The organism is Cupriavidus sp. FW305-46 (assembly GCF_058787075.1).
This window is the reverse complement of sequence record NZ_JBYSZI010000046.1, coordinates 28,554-49,693: the sequence shown is the minus strand read 5'-3', so window position 1 is coordinate 49,693 and position 21,140 is coordinate 28,554. Positions and strand designations below refer to the sequence as shown.

Here is a 21,140-nt window from a genome sequence, read left to right as displayed (position 1 = left end):
CTCAGAGCGCCGATTAGGTCTTCAGGCTGCGCGCCGCATCGGCAGCGATGGCGAACGAGCGCAGGCGCGCCTGGTGGTCATGGATCTGCCCGGTCAGCATCAGCTCGTCCGGGCGCAGGTCATCGACAAAGCGCTGCATGCCGGCACGCACGGCGTCGGGATCGCCCACCACCGAGCACGCCAGCGAGCGGCGGATATGGTCGGCCTCGCTCTCGTTCCACAGCGCTTCGATATCGTCCACCGGCGCGCGCAGCTGCCCCGGAGTGCCGCGCACCAGCGCCAGGAATTGCTGCTGCAGCGAGCTGAACAGGCGGCGCGCCTGGTCCCCGGTCTCGGCCGCAAACACGTTCAGGCCCAGCATCACATAAGGCCGGTCCAGCGCTTCGGAGGGCCGGAAGGTGCGCCGGTACAGGTCCACCGCCTGGCGCATGAAGCCCGGCGCAAAGTGCGAGGCAAAGGCGAACGGCAGGCCCATCGCCGCCGCCAGCTGCGCGCTGAACAGGCTCGAACCCAGCAGCCAGATCGGCACCTTGAGCCCGGCGCCGGGCACCGCGCGCAGGCGCTGGCCGGGGCGCACGTCGTCGAAGTAGGCCTGCAGTTCTTCCACGTCCTGCGGGAAGGTATCGGCGCTGTCGGCCGACAGGTGGCGGCGCAAGGCGCGCGCAGTGGCCTGGTCGGTGCCGGGCGCGCGGCCCAGGCCCAGGTCGATGCGGCCCGGGTAGAGCGAGGCCAGCGTGCCGAACTGCTCGGCGATCACCAGCGGCGAATGGTTGGGCAGCATCACGCCGCCCGAGCCCACGCGGATGGTGCTGGTGCCGTTGGCGACATAGCCGATCAGCACGGCGGTGGCGGCGCTGGCAATGCCGGGCATGTTGTGATGCTCGGCCAGCCAGTAGCGGTGGTAGCCCAGCTGCTCGGCATGGCGGGCCAGGTCGAGCGAGTTGCGCATGGCATGGCCGGCATCGCTGCCTTCAGGGATGGGGGCCAGGTCCAGCACCGACCAGGCCACGCCTGCGCCGTTGGGGATAGAGTCGTGATTCATGTGGTGGATGGCGGGCGGCTGGTGCCGCACGCGGGCAATGCGTATGGCCCGCTATCTTAGAGACCATGGCGCGATCGTGCTGGCAGCCTGATCGCGGCCCTTCGGGCGGCGTGGGTATCACGGGGGCGCGGGAAGGATTGAGTCGCGCCGCGCTTGCCCGTACCATGCAGCCCGATGCCAAGGAACAAGCGATGACACTCAAGACACTGGACGGTGCGCTGGCCCTGCTGACGCACTTCACCGTGCGCCAGCCAACCTGGGGCGTGCGCGAGCTGGCCAAGCACAGCGGCGTGCACTACGCCGTGGTGCACCGCGTGCTGGCGACGTTTGCCGCCAATGGCTTCCTGGTGCAGGACGCGGCCACCGGCAAATATTCGCTGGGACTGCGGTTGTTCGAGCTGGGACAGGTGGTGCGCAAAAGCTTCTCGCCCGACGAGATCGTGCGCCCGGTGCTGGAAAAGCTCGCCGCGCAAAGCGGCGAGACCGTGTTCCTGTCGTGGCTCGATGGCCATGAGGGCCTGTGCGTGGGACTGGTGCAGAGCCAGCACCAGCTGCGCTTTTCGATCGAGCTGGGCGAGCGCTTCCCGCTCTATGCGGGCGCGCATGCCAAGGCCATGCTGGCCTTCCAGGACGATGCCTTCCGCGATGAGGTCTACCGCCAGGGGCTGGCGCGCATCGCCCCCCACACGACGCTGGACCGCGAGCGCATCGAGCAGCAGCTGGCCGAGGTGCGCGAGCGCGGCTGGGCCCATACGCGCGAGGAAGCCGCCGCCAGCGTGGCCGGCCTGGCGTTGCCGCTGCGGTCGCGCGCCCGCAGCGCCGTGGTGGGCTCGGTCGCCATCGCCGGGCCGCAGCAGCGGCTGGACCAAGCCGCGGTGCCGCGCCTGCTGGAGGCGCTGCGCGATGCCAGCGGCCGGCTGGAAGACGTCATCGGCTTCGTGCGCTGACGCGCTGTCCCCTCACACCAGCAGGGCCTTGCCCACGGCCCCGCCCAGCACGCGCTGGCCGATCGCATGGCCCAGCGCGCGATAGCTCTCCCATTGCGCCTCATCGAAGAACTGGTCGCCGGTGGCCTCCTGCGGAAACGCGGGATGGGTCGCGCCGTAGTGGCGCACGTCGGCCGGCGCCCATGACACCAGCCGCGGCTTGAGCAGCACGATGCGGCAGGTGCGCGCGCGGGGCGCCCCGCACTCCGGGCCGGTGCGAAAGACGTTGAGCAGCACCGCGCATTTGTCGCCGGTCGGAGCGCCCGGCAGGAAATCATCCGGTACGCCGAAGACACGGCTCAGCACCGGGTGCGTGGTGGCAGCCTCGGTATCGACCACGATCTCCAGCCCATGGTCGATGCGCGCCAGCCGGATCAGGTTCGCCAGGTCGCCGAAGCGGTAGTCGGGGTCGCTCCCGCAATCACACAGCACGATCAGCGCGACCTCGCGGCCCGGGCGCAGCAGCTCGTACACGCCGGTATTGTCGAAATGCCCGCCATCGGACAGGTACTGCCAGCCGCGCCGCGTGCCGTGGAAGCGCGCGCTCAGTTCGCAGCCCAGGTAGTACTGCGTGCGGAACAGCGCGATGCCCGCGGCCAGCCACGGATGCGTGGCGCGTTCCGGATGGCGCCGCGCGCGGCCCCGGCGCCCGCCTTCGCGCGCGTGGCTGGCCGGATACGACGGCCACCATGTGCCCAGCCGCAGGTTCGCCAGGCCGAGCAGCAGCGAGGTGCCCAGCGTGGTCGCGCGCCCAAGGCCGGTGGACACCGCCGCACCCGAGATCGCGATCCAGTCGCCCACGGTGCGCGATTCGGCCAGCTTGCCCGACGAAGGCCAGGACACATCCGGGCAGCAAGCCCAGCCGTCGATGGTGAAGCGCGCGTAGGCGTCCGGCGGCAGCGCCGCCGCCGTACCGGCCTGCGCCACGCAGGGTCCGGGTGCCAGGCACAGCGGCATGCCCTTGCGGTCGCGCTGCACCAGTTGCGCGGCCGGATCGACGGTCAGGTTCAGCGTGACGTTGATCAGGTGCAGCGGCGCCAGCACGCGCGGATCGTAGTACGCGTTCAGGCTGAGCTGGTCGCCGGGCACGGGCTCGGCCACGCTGAAGCGGGCGCGCTGGCTGCCGTCGCGGTCGGCACTCGGGTCGGGAGCCGCGAAGCGCTCCCCGTTGGACGCGCCCAGGAACGCGCGCGTGAGCCGCGCCGCGTAGAACGGCTGCAGCGTCGACAGGTTCAGGAAGCCGGAGAAGCGCCCCGCCACCAGCGCCAGCACCAGGCTCACCACGGTGAACGTGGCCAGCGCCGGGCCGGTATAGGCGTTGCCGAACACCAGCCAGTCGACCGGCTCGCGCCCGTCCCAGCGCACCCACAGCACCAGCCACGACCACAGCACGAACAGCAGCAGCGCCAGCACCGCCGCGGCCGCGCCCGCCAGCAGCGACACCGGCAGCCGCGCGCACAGCGCGCGCCAGGGCGTGTCGGCACGGCCCTTGCGGCCGGCATCGAGCCAGCGCGAGCCGTAGTGCACCAGCCAGACCAGCACGCCCAGCACAGTTGCGGGCAGCGCCGCGCCCCACTGGTGGTGGGCCTGGTGGGCAAACAGGTAAGCGGTGCGTGCGATGGTGTCGGCAATGCCCAGCGCCGCCAGCCACAGGGTCAGCGTCAGCGCGCCACGCAGTGCGCGCGTGGTGCGCACGCGGTAGGCGGCCACGGTGCGCGGCTCGCCCTGCAGCAGCGCCAGGCACCACAGCACGCCCAGCAGGGTCAGCACGCCCAGCACGGCAAAGAGCTCGCCGATGACCAGCCCCGATCCGAGCCATTCGGACCAGCGCGCCGCGGCCAGCAGCATCAGGCCCAGCAGCGTGGCGAGCAGCGGCGCGGGGCTCAGGAAGCGGGCCGTCGCCTGCGGATCGTTGGCGCGCGGGTAGATCAGCCAGTAGGCCAGCCCGGGCGGCACCGCGCCAGCCAGCGCGGTGGCCAGCGGCAGCCACAGCAGCGTGCTCCACCAGATCGCGCATTCGCCCTGGTTGAAGGCCTGGCGCGCGTCGTGCAGCAGGTCCATCTCATAGCGCCCCAATCCGTAGGAAACCCCCACCGCGACGTGTTGCCCGAGCGCCAGCACAGCCAGCAGCACCAGCAGCGCGCTGCCGATCACGAAATGCATGGCCAGCCAGTTGCGCACCACCAGCGCGGCGGCATAGAGGTTGTCGCCGGCACCGGTGGGCGACAGGTAGCGGCCGTTCTCGCGCAGCCATGCGACCGCGCCGCGGCCAGGGTCGGCGGCGTAGGACACCGAGGTATGGATGCGCCCCGGCGGCTCGCATTGCAGCGTGTGATAGGCGTCGGTGGCGGCCTGGACCGGGCCCGCGCCGCGGCGCAGGCGGCCGGGCACGAACAGGCTGACGAAGAAGGCGCCGAGGTAGCCGCCGCCGCTGACGGTGGACAGGTAGTCGAACTGCGCCAGCAGCGAGGCCAGGCCCGGCACGGTCTGCGCCGCGGCGGCAGTGGCGGTCGCCGGCGTCGCGGCTTCCGGCGCGGGGGCCGGCACTGCCGCCTTGGCGGGCATCGCGGTGCCCGCCATCGCCTGCATCACGCCCAGGCAGAAGGTGGCGCTGCGGATGCCGCCGCCGGACAGCGCCAGGGCCCAGTTACGGCCGTCGCCGGCGCGCGACGCAATGCCGAGCTGGCGGCGGCGCTGGGCGATGCGGGTGGCCTCGTCGCCGGATCCGCCGGTTCCGTGGTGTTCCGCGGCCATGCGCGTCCTCCCGGTAACAGTCGGTCTGCGGCAAGTATAGGCGGCGGCGCTCCGCCGTTGCCGCCGCCGGCACTCGCCCGGCGCCGCCAGCCAGCCCCACGTTAACCCTGATTGTTGAGAGCCGGGACGAGGCCTAGCATTTCTCTGTATCAGAGACGTTGTCTCTTATATAGAGACAAAAGCAGTCGACGCAACCATCCCAACATGCTCAAGACCCTGGACGGCGCCCTGGCGCTGTTGACCCATTTCACCGCCCGCCAGCCCAACTGGGGCGTGCGCGAGCTGGCGCGCCACAGCGGCGTGCACCACGCCGTGGTGCACCGAGTGCTGGCTACTTTTGCCGCCAATGGCTTCCTGGTGCAGGACGCCATTGGCCGCTACGGCTTGGGGTTGCGCTGGTTCGAGCTGGGACAAGTGATGCGAAAGACATTTTCGCCGGCCGAGGTGGTGCAGCCCGCGCTGGAAGCGCTGGCGCGCGAATGCGGCGAGACCGTGTTCCTGTCGTGGCTGGACGGTGGCGAGGGCTTGTGCACGGATATCGCCCAGAGCCAGCACCAGCTGCGCTTTTCGATCGAAGTGGGCCAGCGCTTCGCGCTGGACGCGGGCGCGCACGCCAAGGCCATCCTGGCATTCCAGCCGGAAGCGTTCCGGCGCCAGGTAACGGGCGACGCGCCCGAGCCGGAAGCACGGCTGGCGCAGATCCGCGCCGACGGCTGGGCCTACACCTGCGAGGAATCCGCCGCCACGGTGGCCGGGCTGGCGCTGCCGCTGCGCCACCGCGACACCCGGGCGGTGGTGGGATCGCTGGCCATCGCCGGCCCGCTGCAGCGCCTGACGCCTGAGGCGGTGCCGCGCTTGCTGGAGGCGCTGCGCACCGCGCGCAACACCATCGGCCCGGTGGCGGGTTTCATGCGCTGAGCGCGCGCCAGGCATCACACACAACAGACAAAACCAGACAACACTACGGGGAGCGGTGGACAACATGACCATGCCAACACAACTGAACGCGCCGATGGCGGCGCAGCCTGCAACACGGACACGCTTCATGGAGCCCTTGCTGCTGCTGGTCTCCGTGGGACTGTCGGTATTCGGCGCCATGATCGGCATGCAGTTGATCGTGTCGCTGGGGATCTCGGCCAACACCTCGATCATCGGCGCGCTGATCGCGATCGTGTTCTCGCGCATCCCGCTCGAGATCACGCGGCGCTTCCGCGTGCTGGAGCGGCAGAACCTGGTGCAGACGGCAATCTCGTCGGCCACCTTCGGCGCCGCCAACTCCCTGATGATCCCGATCGGCGTGCCATACGCGATGGGCATGCCGGAACTGGCCACGCCGATGCTGATCGGCGCGGTGATCGCCATGTTCGTCGACGGCGCCATGCTGTACTTCCTCTTCGGCAGCAAGATCTTCCCCGCCACCGGCACCTGGCCGGCCGGCATCGCCACGGCCGAGGCCATCTGGGCCGGCGACCGCGGCGGGCGCAAGGCCGCGTTCCTGGGCCTCGGCATTGCCGTGGGCGTGGGCGGCGCCTGGCTGGGCGTGCCGATGTCCGCGTTCGGCGCCGCTTTCCTGGGCAACCTGGCGGCACTGACCATGTTCGGCATCGGCCTGCTGGTGCGTGGCTATTCGGTGGCGCTGACCGGCATCGACATCGCCCGCGCCTATATCCCGCACGGCCTGATGATCGGCGCGGGCATCGTCGCGCTGTTCCAGGTCGCCAATGAAATCCGCCGCGCGCGCCATGCCCCGGCCGTGGACACGGGCACCATCGAAGTCCCGGCCTCGCGCGCCAGCCGCATCCTGTCGGGCGGCTTCCTGATCTACCTGGCGATTGCGCTGCTGATCTCGGTGCTGGCCGGCCATGTCTCTGACATGTCGCTGGGCATGCTGGTGGTGTTCGTGCTCTATGCCGCCTTTGCCGCCTATGTGCATGAGCTGATCGTCGGCATCGCGGCGATGCATTCGGGCTGGTTCCCGGCCTTCGCGGTGGCGCTGATCACGCTGACCATCGGCATCCTGATCGGCTTCCCGCCGACGGCGCTGGCGGTGCTGGTGGGCTTCTCCGCCGCCACCGGCCCGGCCTTTGCCGACATGGGCTATGACCTCAAGACCGGCTACCTGCTGCGTGGCGAGGGCCGCGACATGGAGGCCGAGCTGGCCGGGCGCAAGCAGCAGTTCCTGGCCGCGATGATCGGCTTCGCGGTGGCCGCGGTGGTGGTGCTGGTGTTCCACGGCACCTTCTTCGCGCAAAACCTGATCCCGCCGGTGGACCGCGTCTACGCGGCCTCGATCAAGGCGGGCTCGTCGGCGGAGATTGCCCGCAACCTGGTGATCTGGGCCATCCCCGGCGCGCTGCTGCAGCTGATCGGCGGCTCCAGGCGCCAGCTCGGCATCCTGCTCTCCACCGGCATGCTGATTGCCTCGCCGCTGGCCGGCTGGGCAGTGCTGGCCGGCCTGGCGATCCGCTTCGTGCTGCAGCGCCTGCGCGGCGACAAGCACGTGGCCGAGATGAGCGCCTTTGCCGGCGGCGTGATTGCCGGCGACGCGCTGTTCAGCTTCTTCGGCTCCGTCACCAAGCTGCGCAAGTAAGTGCGCAACTGAGTCTTACCTCGGGGCGCGGCCGCCGCGTCCCGCCTGTCATTACCCGAGACGTTCCATGGATATCCAAGCCATCCAGGCCATCCGCGCCGACACCCCGCTGACGGCCTCCACCATCTATCTCGACACCGCCGCGGCCTCGTTGCCGCCCGACGCGGTGCTCGATACCGTGCGCAGCTACCTGCTCGATACCGGCCATGTCGGCATCTACCTGCCGGCCTTCCGCAAGGAGACCTATGCGCGCGTGGAAGCGGTGCGTGGCAAGCTGGCCGGGCTGCTCAACTGCGCCGCCGACGAAGTCGCCTTCACCAAGAACGCCACCGAGAGCATCTCGATCGTCGCGCGCGGCATCGCCTGGAACGCCGGCGACGAAGTGCTGGTGGCCGACACCGAAATGCTGAGCAACCTGCTGCCCTGGCGCCGGCTGGAGCAATCGCACGGCATCGTCGTGAAGATGGTCGCGGCCAATGCCGAAGGGCTGCTTGCGCCCGAGGCGTTCGCGGCCGCCGTCACCCCGCGCACGCGCCTGCTCACCTTCTCGCACCTGCCCAATTCGACGGGTGCGGTGCAGCCGGCCGCGCAGATCTGCGCGGTGGCGCGCCGCCACGGCGTGCTGTCGCTGGTCAATGCGGCGCAGAGCGTGGGCATGCTGCGCTCGGACGTGGCCGAGCTGGACTGCGATTTCCTGGCTGGCTGCGGCCGCAAGGCGCTGCGCGCGACCGAGGGTGCGGGCTTCCTGTATGTGCGCCGCGCGCTGATCGAGCAGGTCGAGCCCGCGCTGGTGGGCTGGTGGAACGGCGCCTATGACCGCGCCACCGGCGCGCTGTCGCTGGTCGCTGGCGCCAGGCGCTTCGAGGCTGGCTGCCCGGTCGTGCCGGCGATCCTCGGCATGGGCACCGCCATCGACTACGCCGCCGCCATCGGCATCGACGCCATCGAGGCGCGCGTGCGCGACCTGACCGAGTACGCGGTGGCGAAGTTCGCGTCGATCCCCGGCTTCGAGCTGTACGGCCCGGCCGACGTGGCCAACCGCATCGGCATCGTGCCGTTCAATGTGCGCGGCGTGGACCCGGCGCGCATCGTCGCCGCGCTGGAAGCGCAGCATTGCATCATCGAGGCCGGCAACTTCATGGCCGACGCCATCCTGGCGCGCTACGGCGTGTCCACCATGGCGCGCGTCTCGCTGCACTACTTCAACACGCATGAAGAGATCGACCGCGTGGCCGCGCTGATCCGCGCCGCGATCGCCTGATCCCGCATTGAACTTCACCAGACTCTCCTGACGGAAACCAAGACATGACCCAACGCATCCTCCTGATGAGCAGCTCGCGCAAGGACAACCTCGGCTACCTCGAGCACGCCGGCGAGCAGATCCACACGCTGCTCAGGCGCGAGCCGCGCAAGGTGCTGTTCGTGCCGTTCGCCGGCGTGACCTTCAGCTTCGACACCTATGAAGGCATGGTCAAGCCGGTGTTCGAGGCGCTGGGCTACGCGCTGGAATCGATCCACCACAGCGCCGACCCGCTGCGCGCCGTGGAGCAGGCCGAGGCCATCGCGGTCGGCGGCGGCAACACCTTTGCGCTGCTCAAGCGCATGTACGACGCCGGCATCGTCGACGCGATCCGCGCCAGGGTGCGCGCGGGCACGCCATACGTAGGCTGGAGCGCGGGCAGCAACGTCGCCTGCCCGACCATCCGCACCACCAACGACATGCCCATCGTGCAGCCGCCGTCGCTGCGCGCGCTGGGGCTGGTGCCGTTCCAGATCAACCCGCACTTCATCAGCGGCAAGCCCGCCGGCCACAACGGCGAAAGCCGCGAAGAGCGCCTGGCCGAGTTCCTGCACATCAACGCGCCGGAGCACGTGTTTGCGCTGCCGGAAGGTTCGGCGCTGTTCTCGGACGGCACCCGCGGCACCGTGCTGGGCGAGCGCCATGCGCTGTGGTTCCCGGCCGAAGGCAAGGTCGAAACGATTCGCGAAGGCGAGACCTTCCCGCTGTCGCAGATCACCGGTCCGGCCGGGATGCAGGACTGGCCGGGCTTTGCTGCCTGAGCCGGCGGCACTGCCCTGAGCCGCTGACGCACTGACCCGGGCCTGCCCCGGGCACAACAAAGAAGAACCGCCCCGCGGGCCGCGCCGTGCCGCCCGCGCGGGCCCCCTTTTGCCCTTTGGAGGAGAAAACAAGATGAGCCACACCATCCGCCACGCCGCCCGCCTGGCACTGCCGCTGCTGCTGGGCCTGCCGGCCGCCGCGATGGCGCAGTCCGGGGTGACGCTGTACGGCGTGATCGACACCGCGCTGACCTACCAGACCCATTCCAACCCCGCGGGCGATGCCCAGATCGGGCTGCAGCAGGGCGGCGAAGGCTTCCTGTCGGGCAGCCGCTTCGGCCTGAAGGGCATCGAGGACCTGGGCGGCGGAATGAAGGCCGGCTTCGTGCTGGAGAACGGCCTGCTGGCCGACACCGGCAGGCTGGACCAGCAGGGCCAGCTGTTCGGGCGCCAGGCCTACGTGAAGATCGGCAACCAGTGGGGCGAGCTGGCGCTGGGCCGGCAGTACACCACGGCCAACACCATGCTGTACTACGTCGACCCGCTCGGCGTGGGCGCGGCGCCGTCCAATGCGTGGATGGTCTACCTGACCGGCCAGCGCTACGACAACGCCGTCAGCTACACCGGCAATTTCGGTCCGGTGTCGGTGATCGCCGAATATGCGCTGGGCGAAACCGCGGGCAACACCCGCGCGACCTCGTCGATGTCGTTCGGCGTGAGGTACGCGGCCGGCCCGATCACCGCAGTCGGCGACTTCCAGCAGACCCGCGACAGCCAGAGCCGCGCAGCGCGCATCTACCTGGCCGGCCTGAAGGCCGCGGTCGGCCGCGCCAGCCTGTTCGCCAACTACATCCACAGCGACCGCGACGCGGGCTTCGATTCGTCCAAGGGCGGCACCGACACGGCCACCATCACCAGCATGTCCACCGCGGCCACGCCGACCAACCGCGCCGCCATCAGCTCGGTCTTCGGCGGCAGCCGCCACGACGACTTCTTCACGCTGGGCGCGAGCTACCCGGTCACCGGCAACGTCACGCTGATCGGCAGCGTGATGCACAACCGCACCCGTGCCGACGGCTTCAGCGGCAACCGCACCACTGCCTACGCGGTCGCCGACTACGCCTTCAGCAAGCGCACCGATGCCTACCTGGCGCTGGCCTACGACCGTGTCCACGGCGACTGGTCGGGCCTGTTCGGCAACAACACCACCAGCTGGACCGGCGGCAGCGGCAAGCCGCTGGACGGGCGCGACAGCCAGACCACGGTGATGGTCGGCCTGCGCCACCAGTTCTGACTTTTTGTAGACGCCCTGCCCGCGCCGCGCGGGCAGGGCACATCATTTGGAGAAAGCCATGGCCCTGCAGCAGACGCTGGTCATTCATGAAGCCCTGGACAACCCGCACGCCAACGGTGCGGTCGTCAGCGAACTGTTCGCGCCCTATGCCGGCGCCGGCGTGAGCGTGGAAGTGACCACGATCCACAACGCCCCGCCCGAGAACACGGCCAACACCACCGACTTCATCACTATCGTGATCCCCGGCACCACGGGCAAGCGTGGCGGCGGCAGTGCGCCGACGCTGGGCGTGATCGGCCGCAATGGCGCGATCGGCGCGCGCCCGGAACTGGTGGGGCTGGTGTCTGACGCCGACGGCCCGATCGGCTGCCTGGCGGTGGCGCTCAAGCTGGCGCAGATGAAGGCGCGCGGCGACCACCTGGCGGGCGACGTGATCGTGACCACGCACCTGTCGACCAATGTCTCGATGCAGCCGCACGACCCGGTGCCGTTCATGGGCATGCCGGTTTCGTCCGACACCATGAACGACTACCAGGTGCTGCCGGAGATGGACGCGATCCTGTCGATCGATGCGTCCAAGGGCAACAGCATCATCAAACACCGCGGCTTTGCGATTTCGCCGACGGCGATGCAGGGCTACATCCTGCGCGTGGCGCCGGACCTGGTGGCGACCATGGAGTCCACCACCGGCTGCCCGGCGGTGACCTTCCCGATCTCGCAACAGGACATCACGCCGTACCACAACGGCCTGTACCACTTCAACAGCATCATGCAGCCGCACGTGGCCACCGGAGCGCCGGTGGTCGGCGTGGCGGTGACGGCGCAGTCGGTGGTGTCGGGCAGCGCGACCTCGGCCAACCATGAGATCGACATCGCCGAAGCCGTGCGCTTCTGCGTGGAGGTGTCCAAGCGCTTCGGCGCCGGCAAGTGCCAGTTCTTCAATGCCGCCGAGTGGGAGAAGATCCGCGCGGCCTACCCGGACCTGTCGGTATTCCAGACCGCGGGCAAGCGCTGAGCGCAGCGCCGGCGGCCTGGCAGGTTCAGGCGGCTTCGGCCGGCCCTGGCTGGTTGGCCGCCTCGGTCGGGGCGGTGCCGCCGTGGCGCCGCTTCCATTCGTCGAAGCCGCCGGCCAGCGCCCAGGTCTTCGGGTAGCCGGCCACCCGCAGGCGCTCGGCCAGCAGCGCGGCGGACAGTTCATTGGGGCAGGCGCAATAGACCACGATGTCGGCCCCGGCGTGCGGCACGCCCAGCGCGTCCAGGCTGTCCAGCGCGCCCTGCATGTCGAGCACCACCGAGCCGGGGATGCGCTCCATCGGCGTGTCGCCGTGCGCGCGCACGTCGATCACCACCGGCAGGCTGCCGGCGAGCCGGCGCGCTTCCAGCTCATCCACCGTCATGCGCGGCACGCGCCGCGTGCGGCGCAGCAGCCGGAAGCGGCGCCACCAGCGCCACGCCAGGAACAGCGCGAACGCCACCAACAGCCCCACCACGGCCATATGCCCGTAGGCGCTGAACGCCTCCAGGATGGCATCGATGAAATCGCTGAACACCACGCCGATCAGCAGGCCGCTGCCGGCCCAGACCAGCGCGCCGATGGCGTCATAGAACAGGAACACCGGCAACGGCGTGCCGGTCATGCCCGCCATCGCGGTGGACAAGGCCCCGGCACCGGGCAGCAGCTTGGCAATCACCAGCGAGCGCGGCCCCACGCGCAGGTAGAGCGACTGGGTCTGGCGGATGCATGAGTCCTGCGAAATCGATACCCGGCAGATCGTGCGCAGCATCGGCTGCCCCAGCCGGCGCCCGGCGAAGTACCAGCCGGTATCGGCAATCAGGCAGGCGAAGATCACCGCCGCCAGCACCGCGCCGATCGACGGCCCGGTCTCCTGCACGCCCAGCGCGCCGGCGACGAACAGCATCGGGTAGGCCGGCACCGGCAGCCCGGCCTGCTCGACCAGCACATTCAGGAACACCAGCATCAGCCCGTGGTTTTCCAGCAAGGCCTGTAACTCTCCCACCATGTTCTCCCCGTCAGTCCAGGATGCCAGTGTGCCAGTCGCCGGGGGCCCGTGCACCGCCAGCTTTGCATGGGTGTTTCAAATTTCCTGAGTGGCAGGCGCGCTGGCAGAAACCACTCCGACTTACGTTGTCCTACAACATCACACGCCTGCCCCACCGGAGCTCACCCACCGACGGCCGTCATCCATGCTTGAAGTGCCCCTGACTGCATGTTTCTGTCCTTTTTTGCTCGCCGGCAGGACTTCCCAGCGAAAACGCCGGCCGCATCCCGGTTAACCCCGAATGATCGCCAGCCCTATTGCCTTCGCCAGGACCTTGTCGTACGATGACTGATAACTCGGATGACCTGCACCGCCGCAGTCAGCCGCCACTGCCACCGGGGCCACTGGCCCGCTCAGGATTGCCGCAATGCTCGCACCCAACGAACTCAAGCAAATCGTCTCCGAAGGCCTGCTGTCCTTCCCCATCACCGACTTCGACGCCCAGGGCGACTTCGCGCCGCAGTCCTACGCCGCGCGGCTGGAGTGGCTGGCCCCGTACGGCGCCACCGCGCTGTTCGCTGCGGGCGGCACCGGCGAGTTCTTCTCGCTGACGCCGCAGGATTACTCGGCCGTGGTCGACACCGCCGTGCGCACCTGCGCCGGCAAGGTGCCGATCCTGGCCGGCGCCGGCGGCCCGACCCGCACCGCCATCGCCTACGCGCAGGAAGCCCAGCGCCTGGGCGCGGCCGGCGTGCTGCTGCTGCCGCACTACCTGACCGAAGCCAGCCAGGACGGCATCGCCGCCCATGTGGAGCAGGTCTGCAAGTCGGTGGATATCGGCGTGATCGTCTACAACCGCGCCAACTCGAAGCTGGATGCGACGCAACTCGCGCGCCTGGCCGAGCGCTGCCCCAACCTGGTCGGCTTCAAGGACGGCGTGGGCGACATCGAGGCCATGGTCAGCATCCGCCGCAAGCTGGGCGACCGCTTCTCCTACCTCGGCGGCCTGCCCACGGCCGAGGTCTATGCCGCGGCCTACAAGGCGCTGGGCGTGCCGGTGTATTCGTCGGCAGTGTTCAACTTCATCCCCAAGACCGCGATGGACTTCTACCGCGCCATCGCCGCGGATGACCACGACACCGTGGGCCGCCTGCTAGACAACTTCTTCCTGCCCTACCTGGCCATCCGCAACCGCAAGGCCGGCTATGCCGTGAGCATCGTCAAGGCCGGCGCCCGACTGGTCGGCCACGACGGCGGCCCGGTGCGCGCGCCGCTGACCGACCTGACCGGCGAGGAGATGGAGATGCTGGGCGCGCTGGTCAACAAGCTCGGCCCGCAGTAAGCAGCAAGCAAGCCGTCCTCGCATTGCATATCGACAGGCCGGCCGCGGGGCACTTGCCCTCCGGCCGGCGTTCCCGTTCCAAACGCTGACAAGGAATCCTTCCATGCACATCACCGGCGACATGCTGATCGGCGCGCAAGCCGTGCGCGGCACCGAAGCCCTGCTGCAGGCCATCAATCCCGCCACCGGCGAAGCCCTGGGCCCTGACTTCCATGGCGGCGGCCAGGCTGAGGTCGAGCGCGCCTGTGCGCTGGCCGAAGCCGCTTTCAACACCTACCGCAACACCACGCCAGAGCAGCGCGCGGCCTTGCTCGAAGCCATCGCCACCGGCATCGAGGCGCTCGGCGACACGCTGATCGAACGCGCCCACCTGGAAAGCGCGCTGCCAATCGCGCGCCTGCAGGGCGAGCGCGGCCGCACCGCCGGCCAGCTGCGCCTGTTCGCCACCGTGCTGCGCGAAGGCCGCTGGCAGCAGGCTACCTTCGACCCCGCGCTGCCCGAGCGCAACCCGCCGCGCCCGGACCTGCGCATGCAGCGCATCGCCATCGGTCCGGTAGCAGTGTTCGGCGCCAGCAACTTCCCGCTGGCGTTCTCCGTGGCCGGCGGCGACACTGCCTCGGCGCTGGCCGCGGGCTGCCCGGTCGTGGTCAAGGCGCACCCGGCGCACCTGGGCACGTCGGAACTGGTGGGGCGCGTGATCCAGCAGGCCGTGCAGGACGCGGGCCTGCCCGACGGCGTGTTCTCGCTGCTGGTCGGGGCGGGCAATGCCATCGGCACGGCACTGGTCACGCATCCGGCAATCCAGGCGGTGGGCTTCACCGGCTCGCGCGCCGGCGGCTTGGCGCTGATGCAGGCGGCCCAGCGCCGCCCGCAGCCGATCCCGGTGTATGCGGAGATGAGCAGCATCAATCCGGTGTTCCTGCTGCCCGCGGCGCTCGATGCGCGCGGCGAGGACATCGGCCGCCAGCTGGTAGATTCGCTGGTGATGGGCGTCGGCCAGTTCTGTACCAACCCCGGGCTGGTGATCGGCATTGAAGGCCCCGCGCTCGACAAGTTCCGCGCCGCGGCGCTCGGCGCGCTGCAAGGCAAGCCGGCGGCGACCATGCTGACGCCCGGCATCCATGCCGCCTTTGAGCAAGGCGTGGCGCAGCTGTCGTCGCTCGACGGCCTGCAACGCATTGGCGATGGCGTCGACGGCAACGGGGCCAACCAGGGGCGGCCGGTAATGTTCGAGACCACCGCGGCGCAGTTCATGGCGGATCACCGGATGCAGGCCGAGGTGTTCGGGCCGTCGACGGTGCTGGTGGTGTGCCGCGATCTTGAAGAGATGCTGGCGGTGGCGCGGCAGCTTGAAGGCCAGCTGACGGCGACGATGCAGCTCGACGATGCCGACCACGCGGCCGCGCGGCGCCTGCTGCCGGTGCTGGAACGCAAGGCCGGGCGGGTGCTGTGCAATGGCTATCCGACTGGGGTTGAGGTTGCCTATGCGATGGTGCATGGCGGGCCGTTCCCGGCGACTTCGGATGCGCGTTCGACTTCGGTGGGGGCGACGGCGATTGACCGGTTCTTGCGGCCGGTTTGTTATCAGAACCTGCCGCAGGCGTTGTTGCCGGAAGCGGTGAAGGGTTGATCGCGCAGGCCCCGCAGTGCGCGGGGCCTTTTTCTTATTGGGGGGTCTTCGCTAGATTTGGGAAGCCCTGCTTTGGCTTGTTGCCATGCGGTCGGTTGTCGCCCTTGGCAACAACAAAAACACCCCGCAAATCTGCGAAGAACCAGCTACGGCCCGCTAGCCCCAGATCAAGCCTCCAGCTTGATCCCCGCCTGCTTCACCACCCCCGCCCATCGCGCCTGCTCGGCAACAAAGAACTTCCCGGTCTCCCCGGGCGTCATCGTCACCACCTCCGCCCCCTGGGCCACCAGCTGCGCGCGCAGATCCGGCGCGCGGATGATGCGGATCAACTCGCCGCTGAGGCGCGCCACCATTGCATCGGGCATGCTGGCCGGAGCCATCACGCCCTGCCACGTCCCGGATTCAAAATTCGGCACGCCCTGCTCGGCGATGGTCGGCACGTTCTGCAGCAGCGGCATGCGCGTGCGCTTGGACTGGGCGATCAGCTTGAGCTTGCCCGACTGCACGTGCGGCAGCGTGGCCAGCATGCCGTTCATCAGCACCTGGGCGCTGCCGCCCACGGTATCGGCAATGGCCTGCGAGCCGCCCTTGTAGGGTACGTATTGCCACTTGGCGCCGGTGGCCTGCTCCACCGCCACGCCGGCCAGGTGCGGCGCGCTGCCGATGGCGGTCACGGCAAAGTTGAGCTGGCTGCGCTGCGACAGCGCCACCAGTTCCTTCACGCTGGCCGCCTGCACCGACGGATGCACCACCAGCAGGTGCGGCGAGTAGGCCAGCATCGACACCGGCTTGAGGTCCTTGGCGATATTGAAGGTCAGCTTGGTATAGACCGACGGGCTGATCGCCAGCGCGCCGATATCGCACAGCATCAGCGTGTGGTTGTCGGTGGCCTGCGCGACCAGTGCCGCGCCGACGTTGCCGTTGGCACCGGGGCGGTTGTCCACCACCACCGACTGGCCCAGCGCCTCGCCCAGCTGCTTGCTGATCAGGCGCGCGATGATGTCCGACGAGCCGCCGGCGGTGTACGGCACCACCAGGCGGATCGGGCGGGTGGGCCAGTCCTGCGCGGCGTGCGCAGCCGATGACAGGCCCGCGAGCGGACCGGCTGCCAGACCGGCGGCCAGTGCGGAGGATTGCTTGAGGAAGGTGCGGCGTCCCTGGGTCATGCTGTTGTCTCCTGTCGATGACGCGAGCGCCGGCGCGGCACGCGATGCGTGCATGCCCGGCGCGTTCTGTGCTGCAGTGTATGGGTTCAGTGCGATGGCTTCAGTCCAGCGCGATCTTGCCCTTCTCGATCACGGTCTTCCAGCGCTGCAGCTCCTGCGCCTCGAACTGGTTGAACTGCTCGGGCGTGTTGGCCACCACCTCGAAGCCGCTCTCGGACAGCTTCTGGCGCATCTTCGGGTCGTTCAGCGATGACACCAGCGCGCCGTGCAGGCGGCTCTTCACCTCGGGCGGCAGGCCGCGCGGCGCGGCCACGCCTTGCCACGAGTACACCTCCACATCCTTCACGCCGGCCTCGGCCATGGTCGGCACATTGGGCAGCACCGGCGAGCGCTTGTCGGAGGTCACCGCCATGGCCTTGAGCTTGCCGGTGCGGATGTGCTGCAGCACGGCGTTGACGTTCTGAAACGACACGTCGACCTGGCCGGCAAGCAGGTCGGAGATGGCCGGGCCGCCGCCCTTGTAGGGCACGTGCAGGCCGTCGGTGGCGCTCTTCTGCCAGAACAGCGCCGCGGTCAGGTGGTCGGACGAGCCTGCGCCGGACGAGGCAAAGCTGACCTTGCCCGGATTCTTCTTCATGTAGGCCACCAGTTCCTGCAGCGTGTTGGCCGGGAACTGCGGATTGGCCACCAGCACATTGGGCGCGCGCACCGCCACGGTCAGCAGGTCGAAGTCCTTGGCCGGGTCATAGGCCAGGTTCTTCTGCAGGAACGGGTTCACCGCGTACACGCCGATCGACGCCACCATCATGGTGTAGCCGTCCGCTGGCGCGCGCTTGACGAAGGTGGCGCCGATAGCGCCGGTCGCGCCGGGGCGGTTGTCGATGACGAAGGGCTGGCCCAGCTTTTCATTGAGCGGCACGGTCAGCATGCGCGCGATGGCGTCGCTGGAGCCGCCCGGCGGGAACGGCACCACCACCGATACCGGGCGTTGCGGCCAGTCCTGTGGCGCGGCGTATGCGGCGGCGCTGACGGTCAGGGCCGCCACCGTGACGACAGAGCCGAGCGCAAAGGCGCGCAGCCAGTGAGGCAGGCGCGGGGCGCGCTGGCGTTGGAACGTGTACATCGTTGTCTCCTGCAGTGTCTTTATCAGATGAGCCGGCCGTGCCGATCACGGCAGCGGCCGGTTGGGCGTTGCCGGTACTGCGTCAGCGCACCATGCAGGGCGCCTTGTTGTTGAACGTCCAGCCGGGGATCAGGAACTGCATCGCCGCGGCATCGTCGCGTGCGCCCAGGCCCTTGCGCTGGTACAGCTCGTGCGCGCGCGCCAGGGCATCCATGTCGAGCTCCACGCCCAGGCCCGGGGTCTTGGGCACCTGCACCAGGCCGCCTTCGATCCGCAGCGGGTTGCGGGTCAGGTTTTCGCCGTCCTGCCAGATCCAGTGCGTGTCGATGGCGGTGACGCGCCCCGGCGCGGCGGCCGCCACGTGGGTGAACATGGCCAGCGAAATATCGAAGTGGTTGTTCGAGTGCGAGCCCCAGGTCAGGCCCCATTCGGCGCACATCTGCGCCACGCGCACCGAGCCCTGCATGGTCCAGAAGTGCGGGTCCGCCAGCGGGATGTCGACCGACTGCAGCCGCACCGCGTGCCCCATCTGGCGCCAGTCGGTGGCGATCATGTTGGTGGCGGTGGGCAGGCCGGTGGCGGTGCGGAACTCGGCCATGATCTCGCGCCCGGAATAGCCGTCTTCGGCGCCGCACGGGTCCTCGGCATAGGCCAGCACGCCGCGCTTGTCGCGGCACAGGCGCACGGCCTCTGCCAGCGACCAGGCGCCGTTGGGATCCAGCGTGATGCGCGCCTTGGGGAAGCGTTCGGCCAGCGCCAGGATCGCTTCCATCTCTTCGTCGCCGCTCAGCACGCCGCCCTTGAGCTTGAAGTCGTTGAAGCCATAGCGCTCGTAAGCGGCTTCGGCCAGGCGCACCACGCCCTCGGGCGTCATCGCCACTTCATTGCGCAGGCGGAACCACGCGTTGTCGGCATCAAGCTCGGTGCGGTAGTCCAGCGTGGTGCGCTGGCGATCGCCGATATAGAACAGGTAGCCGAGCATCTCCACGGCGTCGCGCTGCTGGCCTTCGCCGAGCAGTGCGGCCACCGGCACCTCGAGGTGCTGGCCGAGCAGGTCGAGCAGCGCCGCCTCCAGTGCCGTCACGGCATGGATGGTGATGCGCAGGTCAAAGGTCTGCAGGCCGCGGCCGCCGGCGTCGCGGCTGGCGAATGCCGCGCGCACGCGGTTCAGGATGGACTGGTACTGGCCGATGGGCTGGCCCACCAGCAGCGGCCGCGCGTCTTCCAGCGTCTGGCGGATGCCCTCGCCGCCCGGGACCTCGCCCACGCCGGTGTGGCCGGCGCTGTCGCGCACGATCACGATATTGCGGGTGAAGTACGGGCCATGGGCGCCGGACAGGTTCATCAGCATGCTGTCATGCCCGGCCACGGGCACCACGGTCAGTTCGGTCACGACCGGGGTGTGGGCGGACGCCATGGGGGCGGCGGTTGGGGTCATCTCTGGGTTGTCTCCGGCATTTCCGATGGCAGGCGCAGTATCGCTCACCCGGACCATCACATCGCGTATGTTATCTGTCATCGTATGACTGATAACCCAGTATAATGAGGCTATCTCGAACCGGTCAAGTCCGGGAAACCCCGCCCGTATCCACCATGCCGAACTCCACCTCCGCCCAGTCCGTTCCGCCCGTTTCTGCGCCGCAAGCGCCGCTGCGCCGCCGCGGCCGCACGCTTGCCGAAGAAGTGGTGCAAGCCCTTGGCGAAGAAATCCGCCAGGGCCAGCTCAAGCCCGGCAACAAGCTGCCGACCGAGTCGGAGATCATGGCGTCGATGGGGGTCAGCCGCACCGTGGTGCGCGAGGCACTGTCGCGGCTGCAGGCCAGCGGCCTGGTCGAGACGCGCCACGGCATCGGCACCTTCGTGCTGGCGCGCGCGGCCGAGGCGCCCTCGCCCTTCCGCATCGGGCCTGACGCGCTGGGCACGGCCATGGATGTGATGGCGATGCTGGAATTCCGCGTCAGCCTTGAAGCCGAGGCCGCGGGCCTGGCCGCGTCGCGCCGCACCGACGCGCAACTGGCCGCGATGCGCCAGGCGCTGGACGAGCTCAAGCGCAGTGCCGGCGCCGGCAACGACGCCGTGGAGAGCGATTTTGCCTTCCACCTGGCGATTGCACGCGCCACCGGCAACCGCTACTTCACCGACATCATGGGCCACCTGGGCACCATGGTGATCCCGCGCAGCCGCCTGCAGGTCAGCACGCCCGAGCGCGAGCAGTACCTGGAGCGCGTCAGCATCGAGCACGAGAACATCTACGACGCGATCGAGCGCCGCGACCCCGACGGGGCCAAGGCCGCCATGCGCATGCACCTGACCAACAGCCGCGAACGGCTGCGCAAGGCCTCGGCGCCGGCCGGCGCCCAAGGCTGAGCGACGCGCGCACTGGGTGGGTGCGGCCGTCAAGTCATACGATGTCTAATGATATGGGCCGGGATCAGGGGGTCAGCCGGCAACGCCGCGCAAAGTCCACCAGCTCCACCAGGGACGAGACCTGCAGCTTGCCCATGATGCGTGCCTTGTAGCTGCTGACGGTCTTGTTGCTGATAAAGAGGCTGGCGCTGATGGCCTTGTAGGACATGCCGCGCGCCAGCATCTGCAGCACCACCAGTTCCTTGTCGGAAAGGCGCCGCAGGATCTCCTCATCCGCCGACATGGCCTGGCGCGGCGCGCCGCCACGGCTGAGCATCGGGAACACGGTATAGCCCGCCAGCACCGCCTCGACCGCACGCAGGATTTCCTTGATGTCCTGGGTCTTGCTGACGAAGCCCTGCGCACCGGCCTGCCATGACCGGCTGATGAACACCGCCGGGTCCAGCGCCGTCACCACCAGAATGCGCACCTGCGGATGGATCGCGCGCAGGCGCGGCGCCACATCCAGCCCGCTGGAGCGCGGGATGTCCAGGTCGAGCAGCACGAGGTCCGGTGTGCGCGCGCGCACCAGCTCGATGGCGCATTGTCCGTTGTCTGCTTCGATCACCTCGTCTACGCCAAGCAGCTGCAGCAGATGGTGCCTGAGCACCAGCCGCATCGCCGGATGGTCGTCAACGATCAGGATGGTTGTCATGCGTGGCTTCGTAGTCCGGGAACGCATCGGCGACGGCGCGCATTCTGCCCGGGCATGGGATGGCAGGGCGATCAACACGCGGGGCGCGATG

General features: G+C 69.3%; 17 protein-coding genes. 10 read left to right on the top strand and 7 right to left on the bottom strand.

Going from position 1 to position 21,140, the window contains the following annotated elements; genetic code table 11:
- Positions 1-13 precede the first annotated feature (13 nt).
- The gene (locus AC3WON_RS21515) at positions 14-1,042 is read right to left on the bottom strand and encodes an LLM class flavin-dependent oxidoreductase (RefSeq protein WP_492352717.1); all 1,029 of its coding nucleotides are present in this window, start codon (positions 1,040-1,042) and stop codon (positions 14-16) included.
- A gap of 191 nt (positions 1,043-1,233) precedes the next feature.
- Here AC3WON_RS21515 and AC3WON_RS21510 point away from each other — a divergent pair, with 191 nt between their 5' ends.
- Entirely contained in the window at positions 1,234-1,989 is a 756-nt protein-coding gene (locus tag AC3WON_RS21510; RefSeq protein ID WP_492352716.1) for an IclR family transcriptional regulator, read from the top strand.
- A gap of 12 nt (positions 1,990-2,001) precedes the next feature.
- On the opposite strand, the gene AC3WON_RS21505 is transcribed toward AC3WON_RS21510, so the two are convergent.
- Entirely contained in the window at positions 2,002-4,782 is a 2,781-nt protein-coding gene (locus tag AC3WON_RS21505; RefSeq protein WP_492352715.1) for a hypothetical protein, read from the bottom strand.
- Positions 4,783-4,986: 204 nt separating this feature from the next.
- Between AC3WON_RS21505 and AC3WON_RS21500 the strand changes: the two genes are divergently transcribed.
- The 6 genes from AC3WON_RS21500 to AC3WON_RS21475 all read left to right on the top strand — a co-directional run bounded on the left by AC3WON_RS21500 (position 4,987) and on the right by AC3WON_RS21475 (position 11,742).
- A complete protein-coding gene (locus AC3WON_RS21500; RefSeq protein WP_492352714.1) occupies positions 4,987-5,700 on the top strand; it encodes an IclR family transcriptional regulator in 714 nt (237 codons plus the stop codon).
- Positions 5,701-5,764: 64 nt separating this feature from the next.
- Positions 5,765-7,372, top strand: a complete 1,608-nt coding sequence (locus tag AC3WON_RS21495; RefSeq protein ID WP_492352713.1) for an OPT/YSL family transporter — start codon at positions 5,765-5,767, stop codon at positions 7,370-7,372.
- 67 nt (positions 7,373-7,439) lie between these two features.
- Positions 7,440-8,633 (top strand): aminotransferase class V-fold PLP-dependent enzyme, encoded by a 1,194-nt coding sequence (locus tag AC3WON_RS21490; protein WP_492352712.1) that lies wholly within the window; start codon positions 7,440-7,442, stop codon positions 8,631-8,633.
- A 44-nt stretch (positions 8,634-8,677) separates the two neighbouring features.
- Entirely contained in the window at positions 8,678-9,433 is a 756-nt protein-coding gene (gene pepE, locus AC3WON_RS21485) for a dipeptidase PepE (protein ID WP_492352711.1), read from the top strand.
- 133 nt (positions 9,434-9,566) lie between these two features.
- Positions 9,567-10,727 carry a porin gene (locus AC3WON_RS21480; RefSeq protein WP_492319289.1) on the top strand — a complete coding sequence of 387 codons (1,161 nt, stop codon included), beginning with the start codon at positions 9,567-9,569 and terminating at the stop codon, positions 10,725-10,727.
- A 58-nt stretch (positions 10,728-10,785) separates the two neighbouring features.
- Positions 10,786-11,742 (top strand): DUF1177 domain-containing protein, encoded by a 957-nt coding sequence (locus AC3WON_RS21475; protein WP_492319290.1) that lies wholly within the window; start codon positions 10,786-10,788, stop codon positions 11,740-11,742.
- Positions 11,743-11,767: 25 nt separating this feature from the next.
- Here the strand turns inward: AC3WON_RS21475 and AC3WON_RS21470 are convergent, their stop codons facing one another.
- Positions 11,768-12,748, bottom strand: coding sequence for a DedA family protein/thiosulfate sulfurtransferase GlpE (locus AC3WON_RS21470; protein ID WP_492319291.1), 981 nt, complete (start codon positions 12,746-12,748; stop codon positions 11,768-11,770).
- A gap of 406 nt (positions 12,749-13,154) precedes the next feature.
- On the opposite strand from AC3WON_RS21470, the gene kdgD reads away from it, so the two are divergent.
- Both kdgD and AC3WON_RS21460 read left to right on the top strand, forming a co-directional pair.
- Entirely contained in the window at positions 13,155-14,069 is a 915-nt protein-coding gene (gene kdgD / locus AC3WON_RS21465) for a 5-dehydro-4-deoxyglucarate dehydratase (RefSeq protein ID WP_492319292.1), read from the top strand.
- 103 nt (positions 14,070-14,172) lie between these two features.
- Positions 14,173-15,699, top strand: coding sequence for an aldehyde dehydrogenase (NADP(+)) (locus AC3WON_RS21460; protein ID WP_492352710.1), 1,527 nt, complete (start codon positions 14,173-14,175; stop codon positions 15,697-15,699).
- 167 nt (positions 15,700-15,866) lie between these two features.
- Here AC3WON_RS21460 and AC3WON_RS21455 read toward each other — a convergent pair whose 3' ends face one another.
- From AC3WON_RS21455 to gudD, 3 genes are all read right to left on the bottom strand, one after another.
- Positions 15,867-16,865: a Bug family tripartite tricarboxylate transporter substrate binding protein gene (locus AC3WON_RS21455; protein WP_492319294.1), complete on the bottom strand. Its 999-nt coding sequence runs from the start codon at positions 16,863-16,865 to the stop codon at positions 15,867-15,869.
- Positions 16,866-16,965: 100 nt separating this feature from the next.
- Positions 16,966-17,988 carry a Bug family tripartite tricarboxylate transporter substrate binding protein gene (locus tag AC3WON_RS21450; protein WP_492352709.1) on the bottom strand — a complete coding sequence of 341 codons (1,023 nt, stop codon included), beginning with the start codon at positions 17,986-17,988 and terminating at the stop codon, positions 16,966-16,968.
- 82 nt (positions 17,989-18,070) lie between these two features.
- Positions 18,071-19,426 (bottom strand): glucarate dehydratase, encoded by a 1,356-nt coding sequence (gudD, locus tag AC3WON_RS21445; protein ID WP_492352708.1) that lies wholly within the window; start codon positions 19,424-19,426, stop codon positions 18,071-18,073.
- A 155-nt stretch (positions 19,427-19,581) separates the two neighbouring features.
- Between gudD and AC3WON_RS21440 the strand changes: the two genes are divergently transcribed.
- Positions 19,582-20,355, top strand: a complete 774-nt coding sequence (locus AC3WON_RS21440) for a FadR/GntR family transcriptional regulator (protein WP_492352707.1) — start codon at positions 19,582-19,584, stop codon at positions 20,353-20,355.
- A gap of 64 nt (positions 20,356-20,419) precedes the next feature.
- Here AC3WON_RS21440 and AC3WON_RS21435 read toward each other — a convergent pair whose 3' ends face one another.
- On the bottom strand, positions 20,420-21,049 hold the full coding sequence (locus AC3WON_RS21435; protein WP_492319298.1) for a response regulator: 630 nt from the start codon (positions 21,047-21,049) through the stop codon (positions 20,420-20,422).
- Positions 21,050-21,140 lie beyond the last annotated feature (91 nt).